Below are 23176 nucleotides of genomic sequence, written 5' to 3'. Positions count from 1 at the left end.
ATTACACCCCTTCAGCGACATAGCGGGCAATGATGTCGCCCATTTCATCGGTAGTAACTGCAGCAGCGCCACGGGCCAAATCACCGGTGCGAATGCCTTCTTCCAGCGCACGGTTAATGGCGTTTTCAATCGCCGTCGCCGCGTCGTTAGCATCCAGGCTGTAGCGCAGCAGCAGCGCCAAAGACAGGATCTGCGCAATCGGGTTAGCAATATTCTTGCCCGCGATATCCGGTGCCGAGCCGCCTGCCGGTTCGTACAGGCCAAACCCTTCTTCATTCAGGCTGGCAGACGGCAGCATCCCCATTGAGCCGGTGATCATCGCGCACTCGTCAGAGAGAATGTCCCCGAACAGGTTGGAGCACAGCAGTACGTCGAACTGGGAAGGATCTTTAATCAACTGCATAGTGGCGTTGTCGATATACATATGCGACAGCTGCACGTCCGGGTATTCACGGGCGATTTCATTGACGATTTCACGCCACAGGATCGAGGATTGCAGCACGTTGGCTTTATCGATTGACGTCACTTTATGACCGCGTTTGCGGGCAGATTCGAACGCGATACGGGCGATACGTTCGATCTCAAAACGGTGATACACCTCGGTATCAAACGCTTTTTCGTGCTGGCCGCTGCCTTCGCGGCCTTTTGGCTGACCAAAGTAGATGCCGCCGGTCAGCTCGCGAACGCACAGAATATCGAAACCGTTAGCTGCGATATCGGCGCGCAGCGGGCAAAACTCTTCCAGACCCTGGTACAGTTTGGCCGGACGCAGGTTGCTGAACAGCTTGAAGTGTTTACGCAGTGGCAGCAGCGCACCGCGCTCTGGCTGCTCTGCAGGTGGCAGGTGTTCCCATTTCGGGCCACCCACGGAGCCAAATAACACCGCGTCGGCATTCTCACAGCCGGTCACGGTCGCCTGCGGCAACGGAGTGCCGTGATTATCGATGGCGATACCGCCCACATCATAGTGGCTGGTGGTAATTTTCATCGCAAAACGGGTGCGGATCGCTTCCAGAACCTTCAGCGCCTGTGCCATAACTTCGGGGCCAATGCCGTCGCCCGGTAACACAGCAATATGGTAATTCTTCGACATTACACGGTTTCCTTATTGTTCTCTTTATTCTGAGCTTTGCGTTGCAACTCTTTTTCCACTTCGGCGGCACGCCAGATGTTGTTCAGGACGTGAACCATCGCTTTTGCGGAGGACTCCACAATATCGGTTGCCAGGCCCACGCCGTGGAAGCGGCGGCCGTTATAGTTGACCACGATATCGACCTGACCCAGCGCGTTTTTACCCTGGCCTTTGGCCGTCAGGTCATATTTGACCAGCTCAACATCGTACTCGGTGACGCGGTTAATGGCCTGATAGATGGCATCGACAGGCCCGTTGCCGTTGGCGGCTTCGGCTTTGATCTCATCGCCGCAGGCCAGCTTGACGGAGGCGGTGGCAATATCGCTCGAACCTGACTGCACGCTGAAGTAATCCAGACGGAAATGCTCTGGCTCTTCCTGCTGTTTGTTGATAAACGCCAGCGCTTCCAGATCGTAATCGAAGACCTGACCTTTCTTATCGGCCAGTTTCAGGAAGGCGTCGTACAGGTGATCCATGTTGTAGTCGGTGTCTTTATAACCCATCTCTTCCATGCGGTGTTTGACCGCGGCACGGCCGGAGCGGGAGGTCAGGTTCAGCTGGACCTGGTTCAGACCGATGGATTCCGGGGTCATGATTTCGTAGTTTTCGCGGTTCTTCAGCACGCCGTCCTGGTGGATACCGGAGGAGTGGGCGAAAGCGCCGGTGCCAACAATCGCTTTATTCGCCGGGACCGGCATGTTGCAGATCTGGCTGACGGTCTGGCTGGTGCGCCAGATTTCGTGGTGATTGATGCGGGTCTGCACATTCATGATGTCTTTGCGCACTTTGATCGCCATGATCACCTCTTCCAGCGAACAGTTACCCGCGCGCTCACCGATACCGTTCATCGCGCCTTCTACCTGACGGGCACCCGCATGAACCGCGGCGATGGCGTTGCCGACTGCCAGACCCAAATCGTCATGGGTGTGAACGGAGATGATTGCTTTATCAATGTTCGGCACACGCTCATACAGGCCGGTGATGATGTTGGAGAATTCGAACGGCATGGTGTAGCCGACGGTGTCCGGGATGTTGATGGTAGTGGCGCCGGCACGGATGGCGGCTTCCACTACGCGAGCCAGATCGTCAATCGGCGTACGGCCTGCATCTTCACAGGAGAACTCAACGTCGTCGGTATAGTTACGAGCGTGTTTCACCATATAGATGGAGCGTTCAATCACCTCATCCAGCGTGCTGCGCAGCTTGGTGGCGATATGCATAGGTGAAGTCGCAATAAAAGTATGAATTCGGAAGGCTTCAGCCACTTTCAGTGATTCAGCGGCCACATCGATGTCTTTTTCGACGCAACGCGCCAGGGCGCACACGCGGCTGTTTTTAATGGTGCGGGCAATGGTCTGAACGGATTCAAAATCACCCGGAGAAGAGACCGGGAAGCCCACTTCCATTACGTCTACACCCATACGTTCCAGGGCCAGCGCAATCTGCAATTTCTCTTTAACGCTCAGGCTTGCCTGTAATGCCTGTTCACCGTCACGTAAGGTCGTATCGAAAATAATGACTTGCTGGCTCATGGGTTAGGTCCTTGTCTGAATTTGGGCGCCTTGCTACGAGCATAAAAAAACCCGCGCAGTGGCGCGGGTTTTTTGTCTTACCAGAGAACGATTCAGTGCTGAATTTCGCCCGCCAGTCTACCGCGCACAGTGGATGCGTTTAGTAGTAGTAGACCGGTGAAACGAATGCTGTGAATCATGAATCATGCCCCAGATAAATAAGATATGCTTTTAGTGGTACTGGATACGCGGTTTGATGTCAACCCCTGCACGGTGAAAACGCGCTTTCGACCCGCCAGCTTCATCGCAGGCAATTAGCTTATTGTGCTGGTTTTTCCCTTTCAGACAATTTTATTCGTCTGGCGGTTCGCGGAGAATACATAGTCAGAATCGTTTGCATATACTTGATTGCAATTGTTCAAACTTTTGATGCAAAGGCGCCGTTTTTTGAATGCGTTAATTTTCATTATGTTAGCTTGATACTCAACCTATAAAGCGTATACAGGTAGGCGTAGTGATAAAAAAATGTTAATCATTTAAAATAAAAGGCTATTAATAATTCATTAATACTTAAATAAGCCTTAACTAAACGCGATATTGTTTATTCGCGTAATTTATGTTTTCATTCGACCTATAAACTTATAAGTATGTTTCCTCCTGTCAGGATAGGTTTTCACGTTTTATTTTTCAACCCTGTCACGGTTGACGGGTATTTATATATTCCTAATTTGTAACATTTTCCTTTTTCTTGTTTTATATGCGTGGTAAATCATATTTTCAAAATTGATTGTTGCTGACGAGTAAAGGGAGTTTAACGTGACAGTGGAGCAGGATATGTCTGTAGAAAAAGTTGAAAAAACAGCAGCATTCGAGGGGGCAAAACCACAGCTCCGTACGGTGGATCTGAATCTGCTAACGGTATTTGATGCGGTAATGCAGGAGCAAAATATCACGCGCGCTGCCCATTCGCTGGGGATGTCACAGCCCGCTGTCAGTAATGCGGTTGCCCGACTCAAAGTCATGTTTAATGACGAGTTGTTTGTGCGCTATGGCCGGGGGATCCAGCCTACTGCGCGTGCATTCCAGCTATTTGCATCGGTACGCCAGGCGTTGCAGCTTGTACAGAATGAGTTGCCTGGGTCAGGGTTCGACTCTTCCAGCAGCGAGCGTATTTTCCATTTGTGCGTTTGCAGCCCTCTCGATACGTATATGACCTCGCTTATTTATAATAAAGTTGAGCAGGTCGCGCCTAATATTCACCTGGTGTTCAAATCTTCGCTTAACCAGAATACCGAACATCAGCTGCGTTATCAGGAAACCGAGTTTGTGATTGGGTATGAAGAGTTCCGCCGCCCGGAATTTTCCTGCGTACCTTTATTCAAAGATGAAATGGTGCTGGTGACCAGCAAAACACATCCACGTCTGCATGGTACGCTGCTGGAGAGCGATATATATAGCGAAGAGCATGCGGTTGTCGCCCTCGATCGCTACGCCTCTTTTAGCCAGCCGTGGTATGACACCCCGGATAAACAGGCCTGCGTAGCGTATCAGGGCATGGCGATGGTCAGCGTATTAAATGTTGTCTCACAAACGCAGCTGGTTGCTATCGCGCCGCGCTGGCTGGCAGAGGAGTTTTCCGGGCCGCTGAATCTGCGGATATTACCGCTGCCGTTGAACCTGAACTCGCGTACATGTTATCTCTCATGGCATGAAGCTGCCGGACGCGATAAAGGCCATCAATGGATGGAAGAGCTGCTGGCGAGCGTCTGCCGCCGCTAAACGACTTCAGGATAAATTGCACTGTTGTTGTTATTTATCCTGACTTTCTTTTTGTTCGTGAAATTTTATTCTGTCGCCATTTTTTTCATTGCCGCTTCCGGTCAGTAAAATTGCATGAATTACTGCACCTTTCCCTTTTTAAATGATGAATGCTCACGGCTGTTCGTTATCGTAGTTGATTTATCCATAACAATTATTAATACCTCATATTTCTTCTTTAGTGCTTATGACTCCGCGCAGGTTTGCTAATTGCCTGCCTTCCGGCGAGCGGTTATGTTAACTGTCACTCTGCACAATAAAAAAACGCCAGGGGTAACCCTGACAAAAAAGACGGCGCAGTGCATATTTCTCCTGTCCGTCTGAAACGATAAGCCTGGAGGCTAATCATGGAGATGTTGTCTGGCGCCGAAATGGTCGTCCGATCGTTAATCGATCAGGGCGTGAAGCAAGTGTTCGGTTACCCCGGGGGCGCGGTCCTCGATATTTACGATGCGCTACATACCGTGGGCGGTATCGATCATGTTCTGGTACGTCATGAGCAAGCAGCCGTGCATATGGCCGACGGACTGGCGCGTGCAACAGGCGAAGTTGGCGTGGTGCTGGTGACATCCGGCCCTGGCGCGACCAATGCCATTACGGGTATCGCCACAGCCTATATGGACTCCATTCCGATGGTGGTGCTCTCCGGTCAGGTGGCGACCTCGCTGATTGGCTACGATGCCTTTCAGGAGTGCGACATGGTGGGCATCTCCCGACCCGTGGTGAAACACAGTTTCCTGGTCAAACAGACAGAAGATATCCCCGGCGTGTTGAAAAAAGCTTTCTGGCTGGCGGCGTCCGGGCGTCCCGGTCCGGTCGTGGTTGACCTGCCTAAAGATATCCTCAATCCGGCCAACAAACTGCCTTACGTCTGGCCGGAATCCGTCAGCATGCGCTCTTATAACCCCACCACGCAGGGGCACAAGGGCCAGATTAAACGGGCGTTGCAGACCCTTGTCACCGCCAAAAAGCCGGTCGTGTATGTTGGCGGCGGGGCGGTGAACGCCAAGTGTGAATCGCAGTTGCGCGCGCTTATCGAAAAGTTGAATCTGCCGGTGGCCTCTTCATTAATGGGATTGGGCGCTTTTCCGGCTACCCACCGTCAGGCGCTCGGCATGCTTGGTATGCATGGCACCTACGAAGCCAACATGACGATGCACAATTCCGACGTCATTTTTGCTGTAGGGGTGCGCTTCGACGATCGCACGACCAACAACCTGGCGAAATACTGCCCCAACGCGACCGTGCTGCACATAGATATTGATCCAACCTCGATTTCCAAAACCGTCCCGGCGGATGTGCCCATTGTTGGCGATGCCCGTCTGGTACTGGAACAAATGCTGGAACTGCTTGGGCAGGAAAACGACGTTCAGCCGCTCGATGAGATCCGCGACTGGTGGCTGCAGATTGAACAGTGGCGCGCGCGTCAGTGCCTGAAATACGACACGCAAAGCGAGAACATTAAGCCCCAGGCGGTGATTGAAACCCTCTGGCGACTGACAAAAGGCGAGGCTTATGTGACCTCGGATGTGGGTCAGCACCAGATGTTTGCCGCTCTTTATTACCCGTTCGATAAGCCACGTCGCTGGATCAACTCCGGCGGTCTGGGCACCATGGGCTTTGGCCTGCCTGCCGCGCTGGGCGTGAAGCTGGCATTACCGAATGAAACGGTGGTCTGCGTGACCGGCGATGGCAGTATTCAGATGAACATTCAGGAGCTGTCCACTGCCCTGCAGTACGACCTGCCGGTGCTGGTCCTTAACCTGAACAACGGCTATCTGGGCATGGTGAAGCAGTGGCAGGATATGATCTATTCCGGCCGCCATTCACAGTCGTACATGAAGTCACTGCCTGATTTTGTTCGTCTGGCTGAAGCCTACGGCCATATCGGTATACGCATCAGCAGTCCGGCCGAGCTGGAGACGAAACTGAGCGAAGCCCTTGAGCACGTCAACCATAACCGCCTGGTGTTTGTCGATGTCGTGGTTGATGGCACCGAGCATGTCTATCCGATGCATATTCGCGGCGGCGGTATGGATGAGATGTGGTTAAGCAAAACGGAGAGAACCTGATATGCGCCGGATATTATCTGTATTACTGGAAAACGAGTCCGGGGCGCTATCACGCGTGATTGGGCTTTTCGCACAGCGCGGCTATAACATTGAAAGCCTGACGGTTGCCCCAACGGACGATCCGACGCTTTCGCGCATGACCATCCAGACGGTGGGTGATGCAAAGGTACTGGAGCAGATCGAAAAGCAACTGCACAAACTGGTTGATGTGTTACGCGTCAGCGAGCTGGGGCAGGGGGCTTACGTCGAACGTGAGATCATGTTGGTGAAAATTCAGGCCACGGGTTATGGCCGGGAAGAGGTGAAACGTAATGCGGACATTTTCCGCGGGCAGATCATCGACGTTACTCCCTCCATCTATACCGTTCAGCTGGCCGGCACCAGCGATAAACTGGACGCCTTCCTCGCCTCGGTGCGGGATGTCGCCAAAATTGTTGAAGTGGCGCGTTCAGGCGTCGTGGGACTTTCCCGTGGTGACAAAGTGATGCGTTAAGGATAAAAAGGTTCGCCTCTAGCTTGCCCGGTATGAATGACCGGGCTTTTTTTTGTGCACCGATGTCGCTGCACCGACAAAAGCGGTTGCCGGACAGGCTATTCTGCGCTTAGATGTTACAAGATTTAGCCATAACCCTGACGAGGTCATGGACTCTTTTCTTTTTTTTAAGGGGCAATTGTGAAACTGGATGAAATCGCCAGGCTAGCCGGGGTATCGCGAACAACGGCAAGTTATGTGATTAACGGTAAAGCGAAGCAGTATCGTGTCAGCGATAAGACCGTTGAGAAAGTCATGGCAGTGGTTCGTGAACATAACTACCATCCGAATGCCGTCGCGGCAGGTTTACGTGCCGGCCGCACCCGTTCGATCGGTCTGGTGATCCCGGATCTGGAAAACACCAGCTACACCCGGATCGCAAACTACCTTGAGCGCCAGGCCCGTCAGCGTGGTTATCAACTGCTGATCGCCTGTTCGGAAGATCAGCCCGATAACGAGATGCGCTGTATTGAACATCTGTTGCAGCGCCAGGTTGATGCCATTATCGTTTCCACCTCCTTACCCCCTGAGCATCCTTTCTATCAGCGCTGGGCCAATGATGCGTTTCCGATTGTCGCCCTCGACCGTGCGTTAGATCGTGAGCATTTCACCAGCGTGGTCGGCGCGGATCAGGACGATGCTGAAATGTTGGCGGCTGAGTTGCGCACCTTTCCGGCGGAAAATGTCCTCTATCTGGGAGCGCTGCCGGAACTCTCCGTGAGCTTCCTGCGTGAGCAGGGTTTCCGCACAGCCTGGAAAGACGATCCCCGTAAAGTTGATTACCTCTATGCCAATAGCTATGAACGCGAGGCCTCGGCCCAGCTGTTCGAAAAGTGGCTGGAGACCCATCCGATGCCGCAGGCTCTGTTCACTACCTCGTTTGCACTGTTACAGGGGGTGATGGACGTAACCTTACGTCGTGAAGGCAAGCTGCCATCCGATCTGGCCATTGCGACCTTTGGCGATCATGAGCTGCTCGATTTCTTGCAGTGCCCGGTGCTGGCTGTAGCGCAGCGTCATCGCGACGTGGCCGAGCGGGTGTTAGAGATTGTACTGGCAAGCCTCGATGAGCCACGTAAGCCGAAACCGGGACTGACCCGTATTCGTCGTAACCTTTATCGTCGCGGTATTCTAAGCCGCGCGTAAAGACATCAGGGCAGCGAAAGCTGCCCTGAAATTCTCATCCTGAATCAACATATTAATTCCCACAGTATTTTTAAGATAATTCCTTTAAAACCTTTGCCTGCTACGCTTTTTAATTCCTTTTATTGTTTAAACCTTCTCTTGATGTTTATTTTATTGTCAGTAGCGCCTTTAATTGTATTATTTTGTTACATAACCGACAGTCAGTGCTGAATTATCAGCCATTTTTTCGCCTGGAGTAACCTGCTTACGCCTGCCCGCTACAGGCTTCGCGCCCGCAGCGCAGCTAGCGCTGTTATCCCCCCGCAATATGGCTTAAAATGCCGCCCGCGTCGCAAACTGACACTATATATTTACCTGCGATGATAGACGTGGTTTTAAAGACGGATATGCGTATTCGCGTTTTTTCTCACAGCTATTCATCACGTTAATTTTGCCGCGCCAGTTGGGTAGTTAATAGCCGGACGAACTTCCATTCGTAAATCAGTGACATTTAGACAGATGTCGCGGAAGTCCTGGCTTGACAAGCTTTTCCATCGCTCCGTAAACTCCCTTAAGTGGGAATTTGTGGGTTAAAGTGGTGAGGAGGGGTGAGACTGGCATGTTCCGTGGAGCGACGTTAGTCAATCTCGACAGCAAAGGGCGTTTATCGGTACCAACCCGATATCGCGACCAGCTGAACGAGAGCGCTTCTGGTCAAATGGTCTGCACCATTGACATCAACCACGCCTGCCTGCTGCTTTACCCCTTGCCTGAATGGGAAATCATTGAGCAAAAGCTGTCTCGACTGTCGAGCATGAACCCGCAGGAACGCCGCGTGCAGCGGCTGTTATTGGGTCATGCCAGTGAATGTCAGATGGACAGCGCGGGGCGTTTATTGATTGCGCCCGTGCTACGGCAGCATGCCGGTCTGACAAAAGAAGTGATGCTGGTCGGACAGTTCAATAAGTTTGAGCTGTGGGATGAAACGACCTGGTATCAACGGGTCAAGGAAGATATCGACGCTGAGCAGTCTGATTCCGCAACATTGTCGGAACGATTGCAGGATTTGTCTCTATAAAAAATGATGGAAAATTATAAACATACGACGGTGCTACTGGATGAAGCCGTCAATGGCCTGAATATTCGTCCTGATGGCATCTATATTGATGGCACTTTTGGCCGGGGTGGCCACTCACGTTTGATCCTCTCCCAACTGGGCGCGGACGGCCGTTTGCTGGCAATCGATCGCGATCCGCAGGCTATCGCCGTGGCGAAAACCATCGATGACCCTCGCTTTTCCATCGTACATGGACCTTTCTCCGCGCTGGCTGATTACGTTAGCGAGCGCGATTTAACCGGCAAAATTGACGGGATCCTCCTCGATCTTGGCGTCTCCTCACCACAACTTGATGATGCTGAACGTGGCTTCTCCTTTATGCGCGATGGCCCGCTGGACATGCGTATGGATCCGACGCGCGGCCAATCTGCCGCCGAGTGGCTGCAAACCGCCGAAGAAGCCGATATCGCCTGGGTGATCAAAACCTTCGGGGAAGAGCGTTTTGGCAAACGTATTGCTCGCGCCATCGTGGAACGTAACCGTATCGAACCCATGACCCGCACCAAAGAGCTGGCGGAAGTGATCGCCGCGGCCACGCCGGTGAAAGACAAGTACAAGCACCCGGCTACCCGCACTTTCCAGGCGGTGCGTATCTGGGTTAACAGCGAGCTTGATGAAATCGAGCAAGCCCTGAAAAGTTCGCTTAGCGTGCTGGCTCCGGGCGGTCGCTTGTCGGTAATCAGCTTCCACTCGCTGGAAGACCGCATTGTGAAGCGCTTTATGCGTGAACAGAGCCGTGGCCCGCAGGTTCCGGCCGGGTTACCGATGACGGAAGAGCAGCTCAAAAAACTGGGCGGCCGCCAGCTACGTGCCTTAGGTAAGTTAATGCCGGGCGAAGCGGAAGTGGAAGAGAACCCGCGCGCCCGCAGTTCAGTGCTGCGCATTGCAGAAAGGACTCATGCATGATCGGCAGAGTGGCAGACACCCTCAGCAAGGTGAAAGAGACGTTAGGCAGCAACGAGCGTCATGCCTTGCCGGGTGTTATCTGGGACGACCTGTTGCGTTTCGGCAAGCTGCCACTGTGTCTGTTCATTTGCATCATTGTGTCGGCGGTCACCGTTGTGACCACCGCTCACCATACCCGTTTGTTAACGGCGCAGCGCGAACAGCTGGTGCTGGAGCGTGATGCGCTGGATATCGAGTGGCGAAATTTGATCCTCGAAGAAAATGCGCTCGGCGATCATAGCCGGGTTGAACGGATCGCAACGGAAAAGCTGCAGATGCAGCATGTTGATCCTTCTCAGGAAAATATCGTAGTACAAAAATAAGGGAAAACGCGACGCATGAAATCCGCGGCGAAGGCGCTAAAACCAAAACGTCAGGAAGAACAGGCCAGCTTCATCAGCTGGCGTTTTGCGTTGCTTTGCGGCTGCATTTTACTGGCGCTGGGTTTCCTGCTGGGACGCGTGGCGTGGCTGCAAATCATTGCCCCTGACATGCTGGTACGTCAGGGCGACATGCGCTCCCTGCGCGTGCAGGAAGTGTCAACTTCGCGTGGTCTGATCACCGACCGTTCCGGCCGTCCGCTGGCGGTCAGCGTGCCGGTGAAAGCGATCTGGGCCGATCCCAAAGAACTGCATGATGCCGGTGGGATCTCGCTCGATAACCGCTGGAAGGCCCTCTCCGACGCGCTGAAAATGCCGCTCGATCAGCTGGCTGCCCGCGTCAATGCGAACCCGAAAGGGCGCTTTATCTATCTGGCGCGTCAGGTTAACCCTGATATGGCCGACTACATCAAAAAACTGAAGCTGCCGGGGATTCACCTTCGTGAAGAGTCGCGTCGTTACTACCCATCCGGGGAAGTGACCGCGCACCTGATTGGCTTTACCAACGTCGACAGCCAGGGTATTGAAGGCGTCGAGAAGAGTTTCGATAAGTGGCTGACCGGCCAGCCGGGCGAGCGTGTGGTCCGTAAAGACCGTTATGGCCGTGTCATTGAAGATATCTCTTCCACCGACAGCCAGGCGGCGCACAACCTGGCGCTGAGCATCGACGAGCGTCTGCAGGCGCTGGTGTATCGTGAACTGAACAACGCCGTCGCTTTTAACAAAGCGGAATCCGGCAGTGCGGTACTGGTGGATGTCAGCACCGGCGAAGTGCTGGCAATGGCCAGCAGCCCATCCTATAACCCGAATAATTTTGCCGGAACCGCCAAAGACGCCATGCGTAACCGTTCGATCACTGACGTCTTCGAGCCAGGTTCAACGGTCAAACCGATGGTGGTGATGACAGCGCTGCAGCGCGGCATCGTCAACGAAAATACCGTGCTGAACACGGTGCCTTACCGAATCAACGGTCACGAAATCAAAGACGTGGCGCGTTACAGCGAATTGACCCTCACCGGGGTTTTACAGAAGTCGAGTAACGTCGGCGTTTCTAAGCTGGCGTTAGCGATGCCGTCCTCAGCGTTGGTAGAAACTTACTCGCGTTTTGGACTCGGAAAGGCGACCAATTTGGGGTTGGTCGGAGAACGCAGTGGCTTATATCCTCAAAAACAACGGTGGTCTGACATAGAGAGGGCCACCTTCTCTTTCGGCTACGGGCTAATGGTAACGCCGTTACAGTTGGCGCGTGTCTATGCAACGATTGGCAGCTATGGCGTCTATCGCCCGCTGTCGATTACCAAAGTTGATCCGCCGGTTCCCGGTGAGCGTATCTTCCCGGAATCGATCGTACGCACCGTCGTGCACATGATGGAAAGCGTGGCCCTGCCCGGCGGCGGTGGCGTGAAAGCGGCGATCAAAGGCTATCGCATCGCGATTAAAACCGGTACGGCGAAAAAAGTCGGGCCGGATGGTCGCTACATCAATAAATACATTGCATATACCGCAGGCGTTGCGCCTGCGAGTAATCCGCGTTTTGCGCTGGTGGTGGTTATCAACGATCCACAGGCGGGTAAATACTACGGTGGCGCCGTTTCCGCGCCGGTCTTTGGTGCCATCATGGGCGGCGTATTGCGCACCATGAACATCGAGCCGGATGCGCTGACAACGGGCGAGAAAAGTGAATTTGTGATTAATCAAGGCGAGGGAACAGGTGGCAGATCGTAATTTGCGCGACCTTCTTGCTCCGTGGGTATCAGGTTTACCTGCGCGAGTCCTGCGAGAGATGGTACTCGACAGCCGTGTGGCTGCCTCGGGCGATCTTTTTGTGGCAGTAGTCGGTCATCAGGCGGACGGGCGTCGGTATATCCCGCAGGCGATAGCGCAAGGTGTAGCTGCCATTATTGCTGAGGCAAAAGATGAAGCCGCTGATGGCGAAATACGTGAAATGCACGGCGTGCCGGTCATCTATCTCAGCCAGTTAACCGAACGACTCTCCGCGCTGGCGGGGCGTTTTTATAACGAACCTTCTGACCAGTTGCGTCTGGTTGGCGTAACCGGCACCAACGGTAAAACCACCACCACGCAGCTGATGGCGCAGTGGGCGCAGCTGCTGGGTGAAACCAGCGCGGTGATGGGTACGGTGGGGAACGGCCTGCTGGGCAAAGTGAACCCAACGGAAAACACCACCGGCTCTGCCGTCGACGTACAGCATGTGCTGGCCGGTCTGGCAGGGCAGGGCGCAACCTTTGCCGCAATGGAAGTCTCTTCTCACGGGTTGGTTCAGCACCGTGTTGCGGCACTGAAATTTGCCGCCTCTGTGTTCACTAACCTGAGCCGGGACCATCTCGACTACCATGGTGACATGGAAAACTACGAAGCGGCAAAATGGCAGCTGTATGCCACGCACCACGCCGGTCAGGCGATTATCAACGCTGATGACGAAGTGGGACGCCGCTGGCTGGCTAAGCTGCCGGATGCCGTTGCGGTCTCCATGGCCGACCATATCAACCCGAACTGCCACGGTCGCTGGTTGAAAGCCACCGAGGTGATCTATCACGATAGCGGCGCGACCATTCGCTTTGCATCGAGCTGGGGTGAAGGCGAAATCGAAAGCTGCCTGATGGGGGCGTTCAACGTCAGCAACCTGTTGCTGGCTCTCGCTACCCTGCTGGCGCTGGGTTATCCGCTGGCAGAATTGCTCGGAACCGCCGCGCGTCTGCAGCCGGTTTGCGGGCGTATGGAAGTGTTCGCCGCCCCGGGCAAACCTACTGTCGTGGTGGATTATGCCCACACCCCGGATGCGCTCGAGAAAGCGCTGGAAGCCGCGCGTCTGCACTGCGCCGGTAAACTATGGTGCGTCTTTGGCTGCGGCGGCGATCGCGATAAAGGCAAACGCCCCCTCATGGGTGCCATTGCCGAGCAATTCGCGGATATCGCGGTAGTGACCGATGACAACCCGCGTACCGAAGAGCCGCGCGCCATCATCAACGACATTCTGGCTGGCATGCTGGATGCCGGACGTGCTCGTGTGGTGGAAGGCCGCGCCGAAGCGGTAACCAACACCATCATGCAGGCCAGTGAAAACGACGTGGTGCTGCTGGCTGGTAAAGGCCATGAAGATTACCAGATCGTCGGTACTAACCGTCTGGACTACTCCGACCGTATCACCGCGGCGCGTCTGCTGGGAGTCATGGCATGATTAGCGTAACGCTAAGCCAACTGGCCACTATCCTGGGCGCAGACGTCAGCGGCGAGCTGACCTTCGATGCCGTCACCACCGACACGCGTAAAATTACCCCCGGCTGCCTGTTTGTGGCGCTGAAGGGTGAGCGTTTCGATGCGCACGATTTTGCTGAGCAAGCGAAAGCGGCGGGAGCTGGCGCATTGCTGGTGAGCCGTAAACTGGATATCGATCTGCCGCAGGCGGTGGTGCAAGACACGCGTCTGGCGTTTGGTGAACTGGCCGCATGGGTTCGCCAGCAGGTCCCGGCGCGTATTGTGGCGCTGACCGGCTCTTCCGGCAAAACCTCCGTTAAGGAGATGACCGCCGCGATCCTTAGCCAGTGCGGTAACACGCTCTATACCGCAGGCAACCTGAATAACGATATCGGCGTGCCGATGACGCTGTTACGTCTGACCCGCGAGCATGAATATGCGGTGATCGAACTGGGGGCTAACCACCAGGGCGAAATCGCCTGGACCGTGAGTCTGACGCAGCCGGAAGCGGCGCTGGTAAACAACCTCGCCGCGGCGCACCTTGAAGGTTTCGGCTCGCTGGAAGGCGTGGCGAAAGCGAAGGGCGAGATCTACACCGGTCTGCCGGTCAACGGCATCGCCATCATGAATGCCGACAACAACGACTGGCTGAACTGGCAAAGCGTCATCGGGGATCGCAAAACCTGGCGCTTCTCACCGAATGCCGCCAATAGCGACTTCACCGCCACCAACGTTCACGTGACCTCCCACGGCACAGAATTTACCCTGCAGACCCCAACAGGGGATGTGGAGGTGCTATTGCCTCTGCCGGGTCGTCACAATATCGCGAATGCCCTGGCGGCCACCGCCCTGGCAATGGCGGTCGGCGCACCGCTGTCGGCCATCAAAGCCGGGCTGGCAAACCTGAAAGCGGTCCCCGGACGCCTGTTCCCTATCCCGCTGGCGGAAAACAAACTCCTGCTGGATGACTCCTACAACGCCAACGTCGGCTCTATGACTGCTGCAGTACAGGTGCTGTCTGAGATGCCTGGTTACCGCGTGATGGTGGTCGGCGATATGGCCGAGTTGGGCGACGAGAGCGAAGCCTGCCATATCCAGGTGGGTGAGGCGGCGAAAGCCTCCGGTATCGATCGCGTGTTAAGCGCTGGTCATCTCAGTAAAAATATCAGCCAGGCCAGTGGTGTCGGGGAACATTTTGCCGATAAAGCGGCGTTGATTGCCCGTCTTAAGACGCTGGTCGAAGAGCAGCAAATTGTGACAGTTTTAGTGAAAGGTTCACGCAGTGCTGCCATGGAAGAGGTTGTGCACGCTTTACAGGAGAATGGGACATGTTAGTTTGGCTGGCCGAGCATTTGGTCAAATATTATTCCGGCTTTAACGTCTTTTCTTATTTGACGTTTCGCGCCATCGTCAGCCTGCTGACTGCGCTGTTCATCTCATTGTGGATGGGTCCGCGCATGATTGCCCGTCTGCAAAAACTCTCTTTCGGTCAGGTTGTGCGTAACGACGGCCCCGAGTCGCACTTCAGTAAACGCGGTACGCCAACCATGGGCGGCATTATGATCCTCACCGCGATTGTGGTGTCGGTGCTGCTCTGGGCTTACCCGTCAAACCCGTACGTCTGGTGTGTGCTGGTGGTGCTGGTGGGCTATGGCATTATCGGTTTTGTCGACGACTACCGCAAAGTCGTGCGTAAAGACACCAAAGGGCTGATCGCCCGCTGGAAGTATTTCTGGATGTCGGTGATCGCGCTGGGCGTCGCCTTTGCGCTCTATCTGGCAGGAAAAGACACTCCGGCAACCGAGCTGGTGGTGCCGTTCTTTAAAGACGTGATGCCGCAGCTGGGTCTGTTCTATATCCTGCTGGCCTACTTTGTGATTGTCGGTACTGGTAACGCCGTAAACCTGACCGATGGCCTGGATGGTCTGGCAATTATGCCTACCGTCTTCGTGGCGGCCGGTTTTGCACTGGTGGCGTGGGCGACAGGTAACATGAATTTTGCGAGCTACCTGCACATCCCTTATCTGCGACACGCCGGTGAACTGGTGATCGTCTGTACGGCGATTGTCGGTGCGGGCCTCGGCTTCCTGTGGTTCAACACCTACCCGGCGCAGGTCTTTATGGGCGACGTGGGTTCGCTGGCACTCGGTGGCGCGCTGGGCATCATCGCCGTGCTGCTGCGTCAGGAGTTCCTGCTGGTGATCATGGGCGGTGTGTTTGTGGTTGAAACCCTGTCGGTGATTTTGCAGGTTGGCTCCTTCAAGCTGCGCGGTCAGCGCATCTTCCGTATGGCGCCTATCCATCACCACTATGAATTGAAAGGCTGGCCAGAGCCGCGCGTCATCGTGCGCTTCTGGATTATTTCGCTGATGCTGGTGCTGATTGGCCTGGCAACGCTGAAGGTACGTTAATCATGGCAGATTACCAGGGTAAAAAAGTCGTTATCATCGGGTTGGGCTTAACCGGCCTCTCCTGCGTGGACTTTTTCCTCGCACGAGGCGTTACGCCTCGCGTGATGGATACGCGTACCTCTCCGCCGGGTCTGGATAAACTGCCGGAGCAGGTTGAACGCCACCTTGGTGGTCTGAATGAAGCGTGGCTTCACGCCGCCGATCTGATTGTCGCCAGCCCGGGCATTGCCCTGGCCCACCCGGCGTTAAGTGCGGCGGCAGAGGCGGGCGTCGAGATCGTCGGTGATATCGAACTGTTCTGCCGTGAAGCTCAGGCGCCGATCGTGGCCATTACCGGTTCCAACGGCAAAAGCACCGTCACCAGCCTGGTGGGTGAAATGGCGAAAGCGGCGGGCGTTAATGCCGGTGTGGGCGGCAATATCGGCCTGCCAGCATTGATGCTGCTGGATGCAGCCCGCGAGCTGTACATCCTTGAACTCTCCAGCTTCCAGCTGGAAACCACCTCAAGCCTGCAGGCGGTCGCTGCTACCATCCTCAACGTTACCGAAGATCATATGGATCGCTATCCGTTTGGTCTGCAGCAGTACCGCGCCGCCAAGCTGCGTGTCTATGAAAATGCCCGCGTCTGCGTGGTGAACGCCGATGATGCGCTGACCATGCCAGTACGTGGGGCAGATGAACGCTGCGTGAGTTTCGGCATCAATATGGGCGACTATCACCTGAACCGCCAGCAGGGCGAAACCTGGCTGCGGGTGAAAGGTGAAAAGGTGCTGAACGTGAAAGAGATGCACCTGACGGGCCAGCATAACTACACCAACGCCCTTGCCGCACTGGCGCTGGCGGATGCCGCCGGCTTGCCGCGCGCCACCAGCCTGAAAGCCCTGACTACCTTCAGCGGTCTGGCGCATCGCTTCCAGCTGGCGCTTGAGCATAACGGCGTTCGCTGGATCAACGATTCAAAAGCCACCAACGTTGGCAGCACCGAAGCGGCGCTAAATGGCCTGCACGTTGAGGGCACCCTGCATCTGCTGCTGGGAGGCGACGGCAAAGCTGCCGATTTCTCTTCGCTGAAACAGTACCTCAGCGGCGACAACGTGCGTCTTTACTGCTTTGGCCGTGACGGGGCAGAACTGGCGGCGCTGCGCCCGGATATCGCTGAGCAAACCGATACCATGGAGCAGGCGATGCGGCTGATTGCTCCGCGCGTGAAGCCGGGTGACATGGTGCTGCTCTCGCCAGCCTGCGCCAGCCTCGATCAGTTTAAGAATTTCGAGCAGCGTGGCGATCTCTTTACCCGTCTGGCGAAGGAGTTAGGCTAATGCGCTTCTCTCTCCCTCGCCTGAAGATGCCGCGCATGCCGCGCATGCCGGGATTCAGCATCCTGGTGTGGATTTCGTCGGCGCTCAAAGGCTGGGTCATGGGGTCCAGGGATAAAGATTCCGATAGCCTGGTGATGTACGACCGTATGCTGCTCTGGCTCACGCTGGGGCTGGCGGCGATTGGCTTTATTATGGTGACCTCAGCCTCAATGCCTGTCGGGCAGCGTCTGGCTAACGATCCTTTCCTGTTTGCCAAGCGTGACGGGCTGTACATCATTTTGGCGTTCTGTCTGGCGATGGTGACTTTACGTCTGCCGATGGTCTTCTGGCAACGCCACAGTACCGCCATGCTGATCGCCTCGATCGTCATGCTGCTGATCGTACTGGTGGTGGGTAGCTCGGTGAATGGGGCCTCGCGCTGGATTGCCTTTGGCCCGCTGCGTATTCAGCCTGCCGAATTCACCAAGCTGTCGCTGTTCTGCTACCTCGCCAACTATCTGGTGCGCAAGGTGGATGAGGTTCGTAACAACCTGCGCGGCTTCTTAAAACCGATGGGCGTGATCCTGGTGCTGGCGGTTCTGTTGCTGGCCCAGCCTGACCTCGGGACCGTGGTCGTACTGTTTGTTACCACCCTGGCGATGCTGTTCCTGGCGGGGGCGAAACTCTGGCAGTTCATCGCCATCATCGGAATGGGGATCTCCGCAGTGGTACTGCTGATCCTTGCCGAACCGTACCGTATTCGTCGTGTGACCTCTTTCTGGAATCCCTGGGAAGATCCCTTCGGCAGCGGTTATCAGCTGACCCAGTCATTGATGGCCTTTGGCCGCGGTGAAATGTGGGGGCAGGGGTTAGGGAATTCAGTGCAAAAACTGGAGTATTTACCCGAGGCGCATACCGACTTCATCTTCTCCATCATTGGGGAAGAACTGGGTTATATCGGTGTGGTATTAGCGCTTTTAATGGTATTCTTCGTCGCTTTCCGTGCGATGTCGATCGGCCGGAAAGCACTGGTCATCGACCACCGTTTCTCAGGTTTTCTGGCCTGTTCAATCGGTATCTGGTTCAGTTTTCAGGCTTTAGTTAACGTGGGTGCCGCAGCCGGTATGCTGCCAACCAAAGGTCTGACGCTGCCGTTAATCAGTTATGGTGGTTCGAGTCTGTTGATCATGTCGACCGCCATTATGTTTTTGCTACGCATAGATTATGAAACGCGTCTGGAAAATGCCCAGGCGTTTACACGAGGTTCACGATGAATCAACCGAAGCGGTTAATGGTGATGGCAGGCGGTACCGGCGGGCATGTGTTCCCGGGACTGGCGGTTGCGCACCATTTAATGGATCAGGGCTGGCAGGTACGCTGGCTGGGAACCGCAGACCGCATGGAGGCCGATCTGGTACCGAAGCACGGGATTGAGATCGACTTTATCCATATCTCCGGCTTGCGCGGCAAGGGGATCAAAGCCCTGCTGCTGGCGCCGGTGCGCATTTTCAACGCCTGGCGCCAGGCGCGGGCGATCATGAAGCGTTTCAAGCCGGACGTGGTGCTGGGGATGGGCGGTTATGTCTCGGGTCCTGGTGGGCTGGCGGCGTGGTCGCTGGGGATCCCGGTTGTGCTGCATGAGCAGAACGGTATTGCCGGTCTGACCAACAAGTGGCTCTCCCGTATCGCCAGCAAAGTGATGCAGGCGTTTCCCGGCGCATTTCCGAAAGCGGATGTGGTGGGTAACCCGGTGCGTGTGGACGTGCTTGCACTGCCGTTGCCGCAGGAGCGTCTTGTCGGGCGCGAAGGCCCGGTGCGTGTGCTGGTAGTGGGCGGCTCTCAAGGGGCGCGCATTCTGAACCAGACGCTGCCGCAGGTTGCGGCCAAGCTCGGTGACGCGGTGACCATCTGGCATCAAAGCGGGAAGGGCGGTCAGCAAACGGTCGAGCAGGCCTATGCCGATGCGGGCCAGCCGCAGCATAAAGTGACTGAATTTATCGACGACATGGCGGCGGCGTATGCCTGGGCCGATGTCGTGGTCTGCCGCTCCGGCGCGCTGACGGTGAGCGAAATTGCCGCCGCAGGCTTACCGGCGCTGTTTGTGCCATTCCAGCACAAAGATCGTCAGCAGTACTGGAATGCGTTGCCGCTTGAGAAAGCCGGCGCCGCGAAAATTTTTGAACAGCCGCAGTTTACCGCAGACGCGGTCGCCACCACCCTGGCGGGCTGGGACCGGAAGACATTACTGGAGATGGCGCAGCATGCACGTGCCGCAGCGATCCCGGATGCAACGGAACGGGTGGCAAAAGAAGTGAGCCTGGCAGCCCAGGTTTAACCCTCGCAGCGCGTGTTGCGCTGCACGAATTTTTTGAAGTAGTCGATGGCGTTTAGAGAATGAATACACAACAACTGGCGAAACTGCGTTCAATCGTGCCCGAGATGCGTCGCGTCCGGCACATTCATTTTGTTGGCATCGGCGGCGCCGGTATGGGCGGTATTGCCGAAGTGCTGGCGAATGAAGGCTACCAGATCAGCGGTTCCGATCTGGCGCCGAACCCTGTTACGCAACAGTTGGCGTCGCTCGGTGCGACTATCTATTTTAACCATCGCCCGGAAAACGTCCTTGATGCCAGCGTGGTGGTCGTTTCCAGCGCCATCTCTGCCGACAACCCGGAAATTGTTGCTGCACACGAAGCACGTATCCCGGTGATCCGCCGTGCAGAGATGCTGGCCGAGCTGATGCGTTTTCGTCACGGCATCGCCATTGCCGGAACCCACGGTAAAACCACCACCACGGCGATGGTCTCCAGCATTTATGCTGAAGCGGGCCTCGATCCAACTTTCGTCAACGGCGGCCTGGTCAAAGCCGCGGGTGTGCACGCGCGCCTGGGTAACAGCCGTTATCTGATCGCTGAAGCGGATGAAAGTGACGCCTCTTTCCTGCATTTGCAGCCGATGGTGGCAATCGTGACCAACATCGAAGCCGACCATATGGATACCTACCAGGGCGACTTCGAAAATTTAAAGCAAACATTCATAAACTTTCTCCACAATTTGCCGTTTTATGGACGGGCCGTAATGTGTGTAGACGACCCGGTGATCCGCGAGCTGCTGCCGCGCGTGGGCCGTCAGATCACGACTTACGGTTTCAGCGAAGATGCCGATGTTCGGGTGGAAAGTTACAAACAGATTGGTGCGCAGGGGCATTTCACCCTGGCACGTCAGGATAAAGAGCTGCTGCAGGTAACGCTGAATGCGCCGGGTCGTCACAACGCCCTGAACGCCGCGGCGGCCGTTGCGGTCGCAACAGAAGAAGGCATTGATGACGAGGCCATTTTGCGGGCGCTGGAAAGCTTCCAGGGCACCGGCCGTCGTTTCGATTTCCTTGGCGAGTTCCCACTGGAAACCGTGAACGGAAAAAGCGGAACCGCGATGCTGGTTGATGACTACGGTCATCACCCGACCGAAGTGGACGCCACGATCAAAGCGGCGCGCGCGGGCTGGCCGGACAAAAATCTGGTCATGCTGTTCCAGCCACACCGCTATACCCGTACGCGCGACCTCTATGACGATTTCGCGAATGTGCTTTCACAGGTTGATACCCTGCTGATGCTGGAAGTTTACGCGGCGGGCGAAGCGGCGATTCCGGGCGCAGACAGTCGCTCTCTTTGCCGCACCATTCGCGGTCGCGGCAAGATCGACCCGATTCTGGTCTCCGATCATGCCCAGGCGGCAGCGATGCTTGCTCCGGTGTTGACCGGCAATGATTTGATTCTGGTGCAGGGTGCGGGAAATATCGGCAAGATCGCCCGTACTCTGGCTGAAATCAAACTTAAGCCGCAAATTTCGGAGGAAGAACGTCATGGCTGATAAGATTGCGGTCCTGTCTGGCGGCACTTCTGCAGAACGCGAAGTCTCTCTGAATTCGGGCGCGGCGGTGCTGGCAGGGCTTCGCGAAGGCGGTGTTAACGCGCATCTGGTCGATCCGAAAGAGACTGACGTGACGCGCCTGAAAGAGATGGGTTTTGCTAAAGTCTTTATCGCGCTGCACGGCCGCGGCGGTGAAGACGGTACGTTGCAAGGGCTGCTGGACATCATCGGTCTGCCTTATACCGGCAGCGGTGTGATGGCCTCAGCCATCTCCATGGACAAACTGCGCAGCAAACTGCTGTGGCAGGGGGCCGGTTTGCCGGTTGCGCCATGGGTAGCTATGACCCGTCGTGAATTTGAGCAGGGCCTTGACGCCAGCGTCACTGAACGTATTGCGGCGCTGGGATTGCCGGTGATTGTGAAACCCAGCCGTGAAGGCTCAAGCGTAGGAATGTCTAAAGTTGATGAAGCTGGCGATATATCATCTGCATTAGCGCTGGCATTTCAACATGATGAAGAAGTTTTGATTGAAAAATGGCTCAGCGGACCGGAATTTACCGTTGCGGTGCTTGGCGAAGAAATTTTACCATCAATTCGTATCCAACCAGCTGGAACCTTCTATGATTATGAGGCGAAGTATCTCTCTGATGAGACGCAATATTTCTGCCCAAGTGGTCTGGAAGCGGAGCGTGAAGCCATTTTAAACGCCTTGGTGCTAAAAGCCTGGCATGTACTTGGCTGCCGTGGCTGGGGACGGATCGACGTGATGCAGGATAGCGATGGGCAGTTTTATCTGCTGGAAGCCAACACCTCACCGGGTATGACCAGTCATAGCCTGGTGCCGATGGCGGCGCGCCAGGCGGGAATGAGCTTCTCGCAGTTAGTGGTTCGTATTCTGGACCAGGCGGGCTGATATGTCTCAGGCTGCGCTGAACACGCGAAACCGTGACGAAGAAGAGTATTCCTCTTCGCGACGGAGTAATGGAACGCGTCTTGCAGGGATTACCTTCCTGCTCGCCGTGCTGTGTACGGTGTTTGTCAGCGGCTGGATGGTGCTCGGCTGGATGGAAGATGCACAACGTCTGCCTCTGTCGAAACTGGTGGTGACAGGTGATCGTCACTACACGCGTAATGATGATATCCGTCAGTCGATTCTGGCATTAGGATCGCCCGGCACCTTCATGACGCAGGATGTGAATATTATCCAGAGCCAGATTGAGCGTTTGCCCTGGATTAAACAGGCGAGCGTTAGAAAGCAGTGGCCGGATGAATTGAAGATTCATCTGGTTGAATATGTACCCATTGCGCGTTGGAATGATCAGCATATGGTTGACGTAGATGGAATTTCTTTCAGCGTCCCGGCCGATCGTGTCAGCAAGCAAAATTTACCTATGTTGTATGGTCCAGAAGGCAGCGAAAACGAAGTGCTGGAAGGCTTCCGTAACATGGGGCAAGTGCTGGCTAAAGATCGTTTTACCCTGAAACAAGCCGCGATGACGGCGCGTCGTTCCTGGCAATTGACGCTGACGAACGATATTAAGCTGAATCTTGGCCGGGGTGACACGATGAAGCGTCTGAACCGTTTTGTAGAACTTTATCCCGTTCTACAGCAGCAGGCGCAGGCTGAAGGCAAAAGGATTAGCTACGTTGATTTGCGCTATGACTCAGGCGCATCGGTCGGGTGGATCCCGGCGCCGGTTGAGGAACCTAATCAGCAACAGACTCAGGCTCAGGTACAGGCAGAATAAC

At 55.4% G+C, this 23176-nt stretch carries 20 protein-coding genes; 17 read left to right on the top strand and 3 right to left on the bottom strand.

From position 1 onward, the window contains the following. Position 1 precedes the first annotated feature (1 nt). The 3 genes from leuB to leuL all read right to left on the bottom strand — a co-directional run bounded on the left by leuB (position 2) and on the right by leuL (position 2843). Positions 2 to 1093, bottom strand: a complete 1092-nt coding sequence (gene leuB, locus ABIE02_RS10175) for a 3-isopropylmalate dehydrogenase (protein WP_059308730.1) — start codon at positions 1091 to 1093, stop codon at positions 2 to 4. Further along, positions 1093 to 2664 carry a 2-isopropylmalate synthase gene (leuA, locus tag ABIE02_RS10170; RefSeq protein ID WP_032616521.1) on the bottom strand — a complete coding sequence of 524 codons (1572 nt, stop codon included), beginning with the start codon at positions 2662 to 2664 and terminating at the stop codon, positions 1093 to 1095. Before leuA ends, leuB begins: the two co-directional genes overlap by 1 nt. A gap of 92 nt (positions 2665 to 2756) precedes the next feature. Beyond that, complete coding sequence (gene leuL, locus ABIE02_RS10165; protein ID WP_077227153.1) at positions 2757 to 2843, bottom strand: leu operon leader peptide; 87 nt, start codon at positions 2841 to 2843, stop codon at positions 2757 to 2759. Positions 2844 to 3477: 634 nt separating this feature from the next. Between leuL and leuO the strand changes: the two genes are divergently transcribed. From leuO to ftsQ, 17 genes are all read left to right on the top strand, one after another. Further along, complete coding sequence (leuO, locus tag ABIE02_RS10160; RefSeq protein WP_032616522.1) at positions 3478 to 4422, top strand: transcriptional regulator LeuO; 945 nt, start codon at positions 3478 to 3480, stop codon at positions 4420 to 4422. Positions 4423 to 4808: 386 nt separating this feature from the next. Beyond that, positions 4809 to 6533, top strand: coding sequence for an acetolactate synthase 3 large subunit (gene ilvI, locus ABIE02_RS10155; protein ID WP_204231564.1), 1725 nt, complete (start codon positions 4809 to 4811; stop codon positions 6531 to 6533). A gap of 1 nt (position 6534) precedes the next feature. Then, a complete protein-coding gene (ilvN, locus tag ABIE02_RS10150) occupies positions 6535 to 7026 on the top strand; it encodes an acetolactate synthase small subunit (protein WP_032616525.1) in 492 nt (163 codons plus the stop codon). Between the two features lie 180 nt (positions 7027 to 7206). Beyond that, a complete protein-coding gene (cra, locus tag ABIE02_RS10145) occupies positions 7207 to 8211 on the top strand; it encodes a catabolite repressor/activator (RefSeq protein ID WP_032616526.1) in 1005 nt (334 codons plus the stop codon). Between the two features lie 598 nt (positions 8212 to 8809). After that, positions 8810 to 9268 carry a division/cell wall cluster transcriptional repressor MraZ gene (mraZ, locus tag ABIE02_RS10140; RefSeq protein WP_032616527.1) on the top strand — a complete coding sequence of 153 codons (459 nt, stop codon included), beginning with the start codon at positions 8810 to 8812 and terminating at the stop codon, positions 9266 to 9268. Between the two features lie 3 nt (positions 9269 to 9271). Beyond that, complete coding sequence (gene rsmH / locus ABIE02_RS10135; RefSeq protein WP_032616528.1) at positions 9272 to 10213, top strand: 16S rRNA (cytosine(1402)-N(4))-methyltransferase RsmH; 942 nt, start codon at positions 9272 to 9274, stop codon at positions 10211 to 10213. Next, positions 10210 to 10575: a cell division protein FtsL gene (ftsL, locus tag ABIE02_RS10130; protein ID WP_032616529.1), complete on the top strand. Its 366-nt coding sequence runs from the start codon at positions 10210 to 10212 to the stop codon at positions 10573 to 10575. The genes rsmH and ftsL overlap by 4 nt, the downstream gene beginning before the upstream one ends. Before the next feature lie 15 nt (positions 10576 to 10590). After that, entirely contained in the window at positions 10591 to 12357 is a 1767-nt protein-coding gene (locus ABIE02_RS10125) for a peptidoglycan glycosyltransferase FtsI (RefSeq protein WP_032616530.1), read from the top strand. Then, on the top strand, positions 12344 to 13831 hold the full coding sequence (gene murE / locus ABIE02_RS10120; protein WP_336994879.1) for a UDP-N-acetylmuramoyl-L-alanyl-D-glutamate--2,6-diaminopimelate ligase: 1488 nt from the start codon (positions 12344 to 12346) through the stop codon (positions 13829 to 13831). The genes ABIE02_RS10125 and murE overlap by 14 nt, the downstream gene beginning before the upstream one ends. Next, on the top strand, positions 13828 to 15183 hold the full coding sequence (gene murF / locus ABIE02_RS10115) for a UDP-N-acetylmuramoyl-tripeptide--D-alanyl-D-alanine ligase (protein WP_059308727.1): 1356 nt from the start codon (positions 13828 to 13830) through the stop codon (positions 15181 to 15183). Before murE ends, murF begins: the two co-directional genes overlap by 4 nt. Continuing rightward, a complete protein-coding gene (gene mraY, locus ABIE02_RS10110; RefSeq protein ID WP_032616534.1) occupies positions 15177 to 16259 on the top strand; it encodes a phospho-N-acetylmuramoyl-pentapeptide-transferase in 1083 nt (360 codons plus the stop codon). The genes murF and mraY overlap by 7 nt, the downstream gene beginning before the upstream one ends. Positions 16260 to 16261: 2 nt before the next feature. Continuing rightward, on the top strand, positions 16262 to 17578 hold the full coding sequence (gene murD / locus ABIE02_RS10105; RefSeq protein ID WP_032616535.1) for a UDP-N-acetylmuramoyl-L-alanine--D-glutamate ligase: 1317 nt from the start codon (positions 16262 to 16264) through the stop codon (positions 17576 to 17578). Further along, on the top strand, positions 17578 to 18831 hold the full coding sequence (gene ftsW, locus ABIE02_RS10100) for a cell division protein FtsW (protein ID WP_059308725.1): 1254 nt from the start codon (positions 17578 to 17580) through the stop codon (positions 18829 to 18831). Before murD ends, ftsW begins: the two co-directional genes overlap by 1 nt. Continuing rightward, positions 18828 to 19892, top strand: coding sequence for an undecaprenyldiphospho-muramoylpentapeptide beta-N-acetylglucosaminyltransferase (gene murG / locus ABIE02_RS10095; RefSeq protein WP_032616538.1), 1065 nt, complete (start codon positions 18828 to 18830; stop codon positions 19890 to 19892). The genes ftsW and murG overlap by 4 nt, the downstream gene beginning before the upstream one ends. Positions 19893 to 19951: 59 nt before the next feature. Then, on the top strand, positions 19952 to 21427 hold the full coding sequence (murC, locus tag ABIE02_RS10090) for a UDP-N-acetylmuramate--L-alanine ligase (protein WP_032616539.1): 1476 nt from the start codon (positions 19952 to 19954) through the stop codon (positions 21425 to 21427). After that, the gene (locus tag ABIE02_RS10085; protein WP_336994878.1) at positions 21420 to 22340 is read left to right on the top strand and encodes a D-alanine--D-alanine ligase; all 921 of its coding nucleotides are present in this window, start codon (positions 21420 to 21422) and stop codon (positions 22338 to 22340) included. The genes murC and ABIE02_RS10085 overlap by 8 nt, the downstream gene beginning before the upstream one ends. 1 nt (position 22341) lies before the next feature. Then, the gene (ftsQ, locus tag ABIE02_RS10080) at positions 22342 to 23175 is read left to right on the top strand and encodes a cell division protein FtsQ (RefSeq protein ID WP_336994877.1); all 834 of its coding nucleotides are present in this window, start codon (positions 22342 to 22344) and stop codon (positions 23173 to 23175) included. Position 23176: the final 1 nt, after the last annotated feature.

It is taken from the genome of Leclercia sp. 1548 (genome assembly GCF_050435045.1).
In the GTDB taxonomy this organism is placed as follows: domain Bacteria; phylum Pseudomonadota; class Gammaproteobacteria; order Enterobacterales; family Enterobacteriaceae; genus Enterobacter; species Enterobacter adecarboxylatus.
This window is presented reverse-complemented; position numbering and strand designations above follow the sequence as displayed.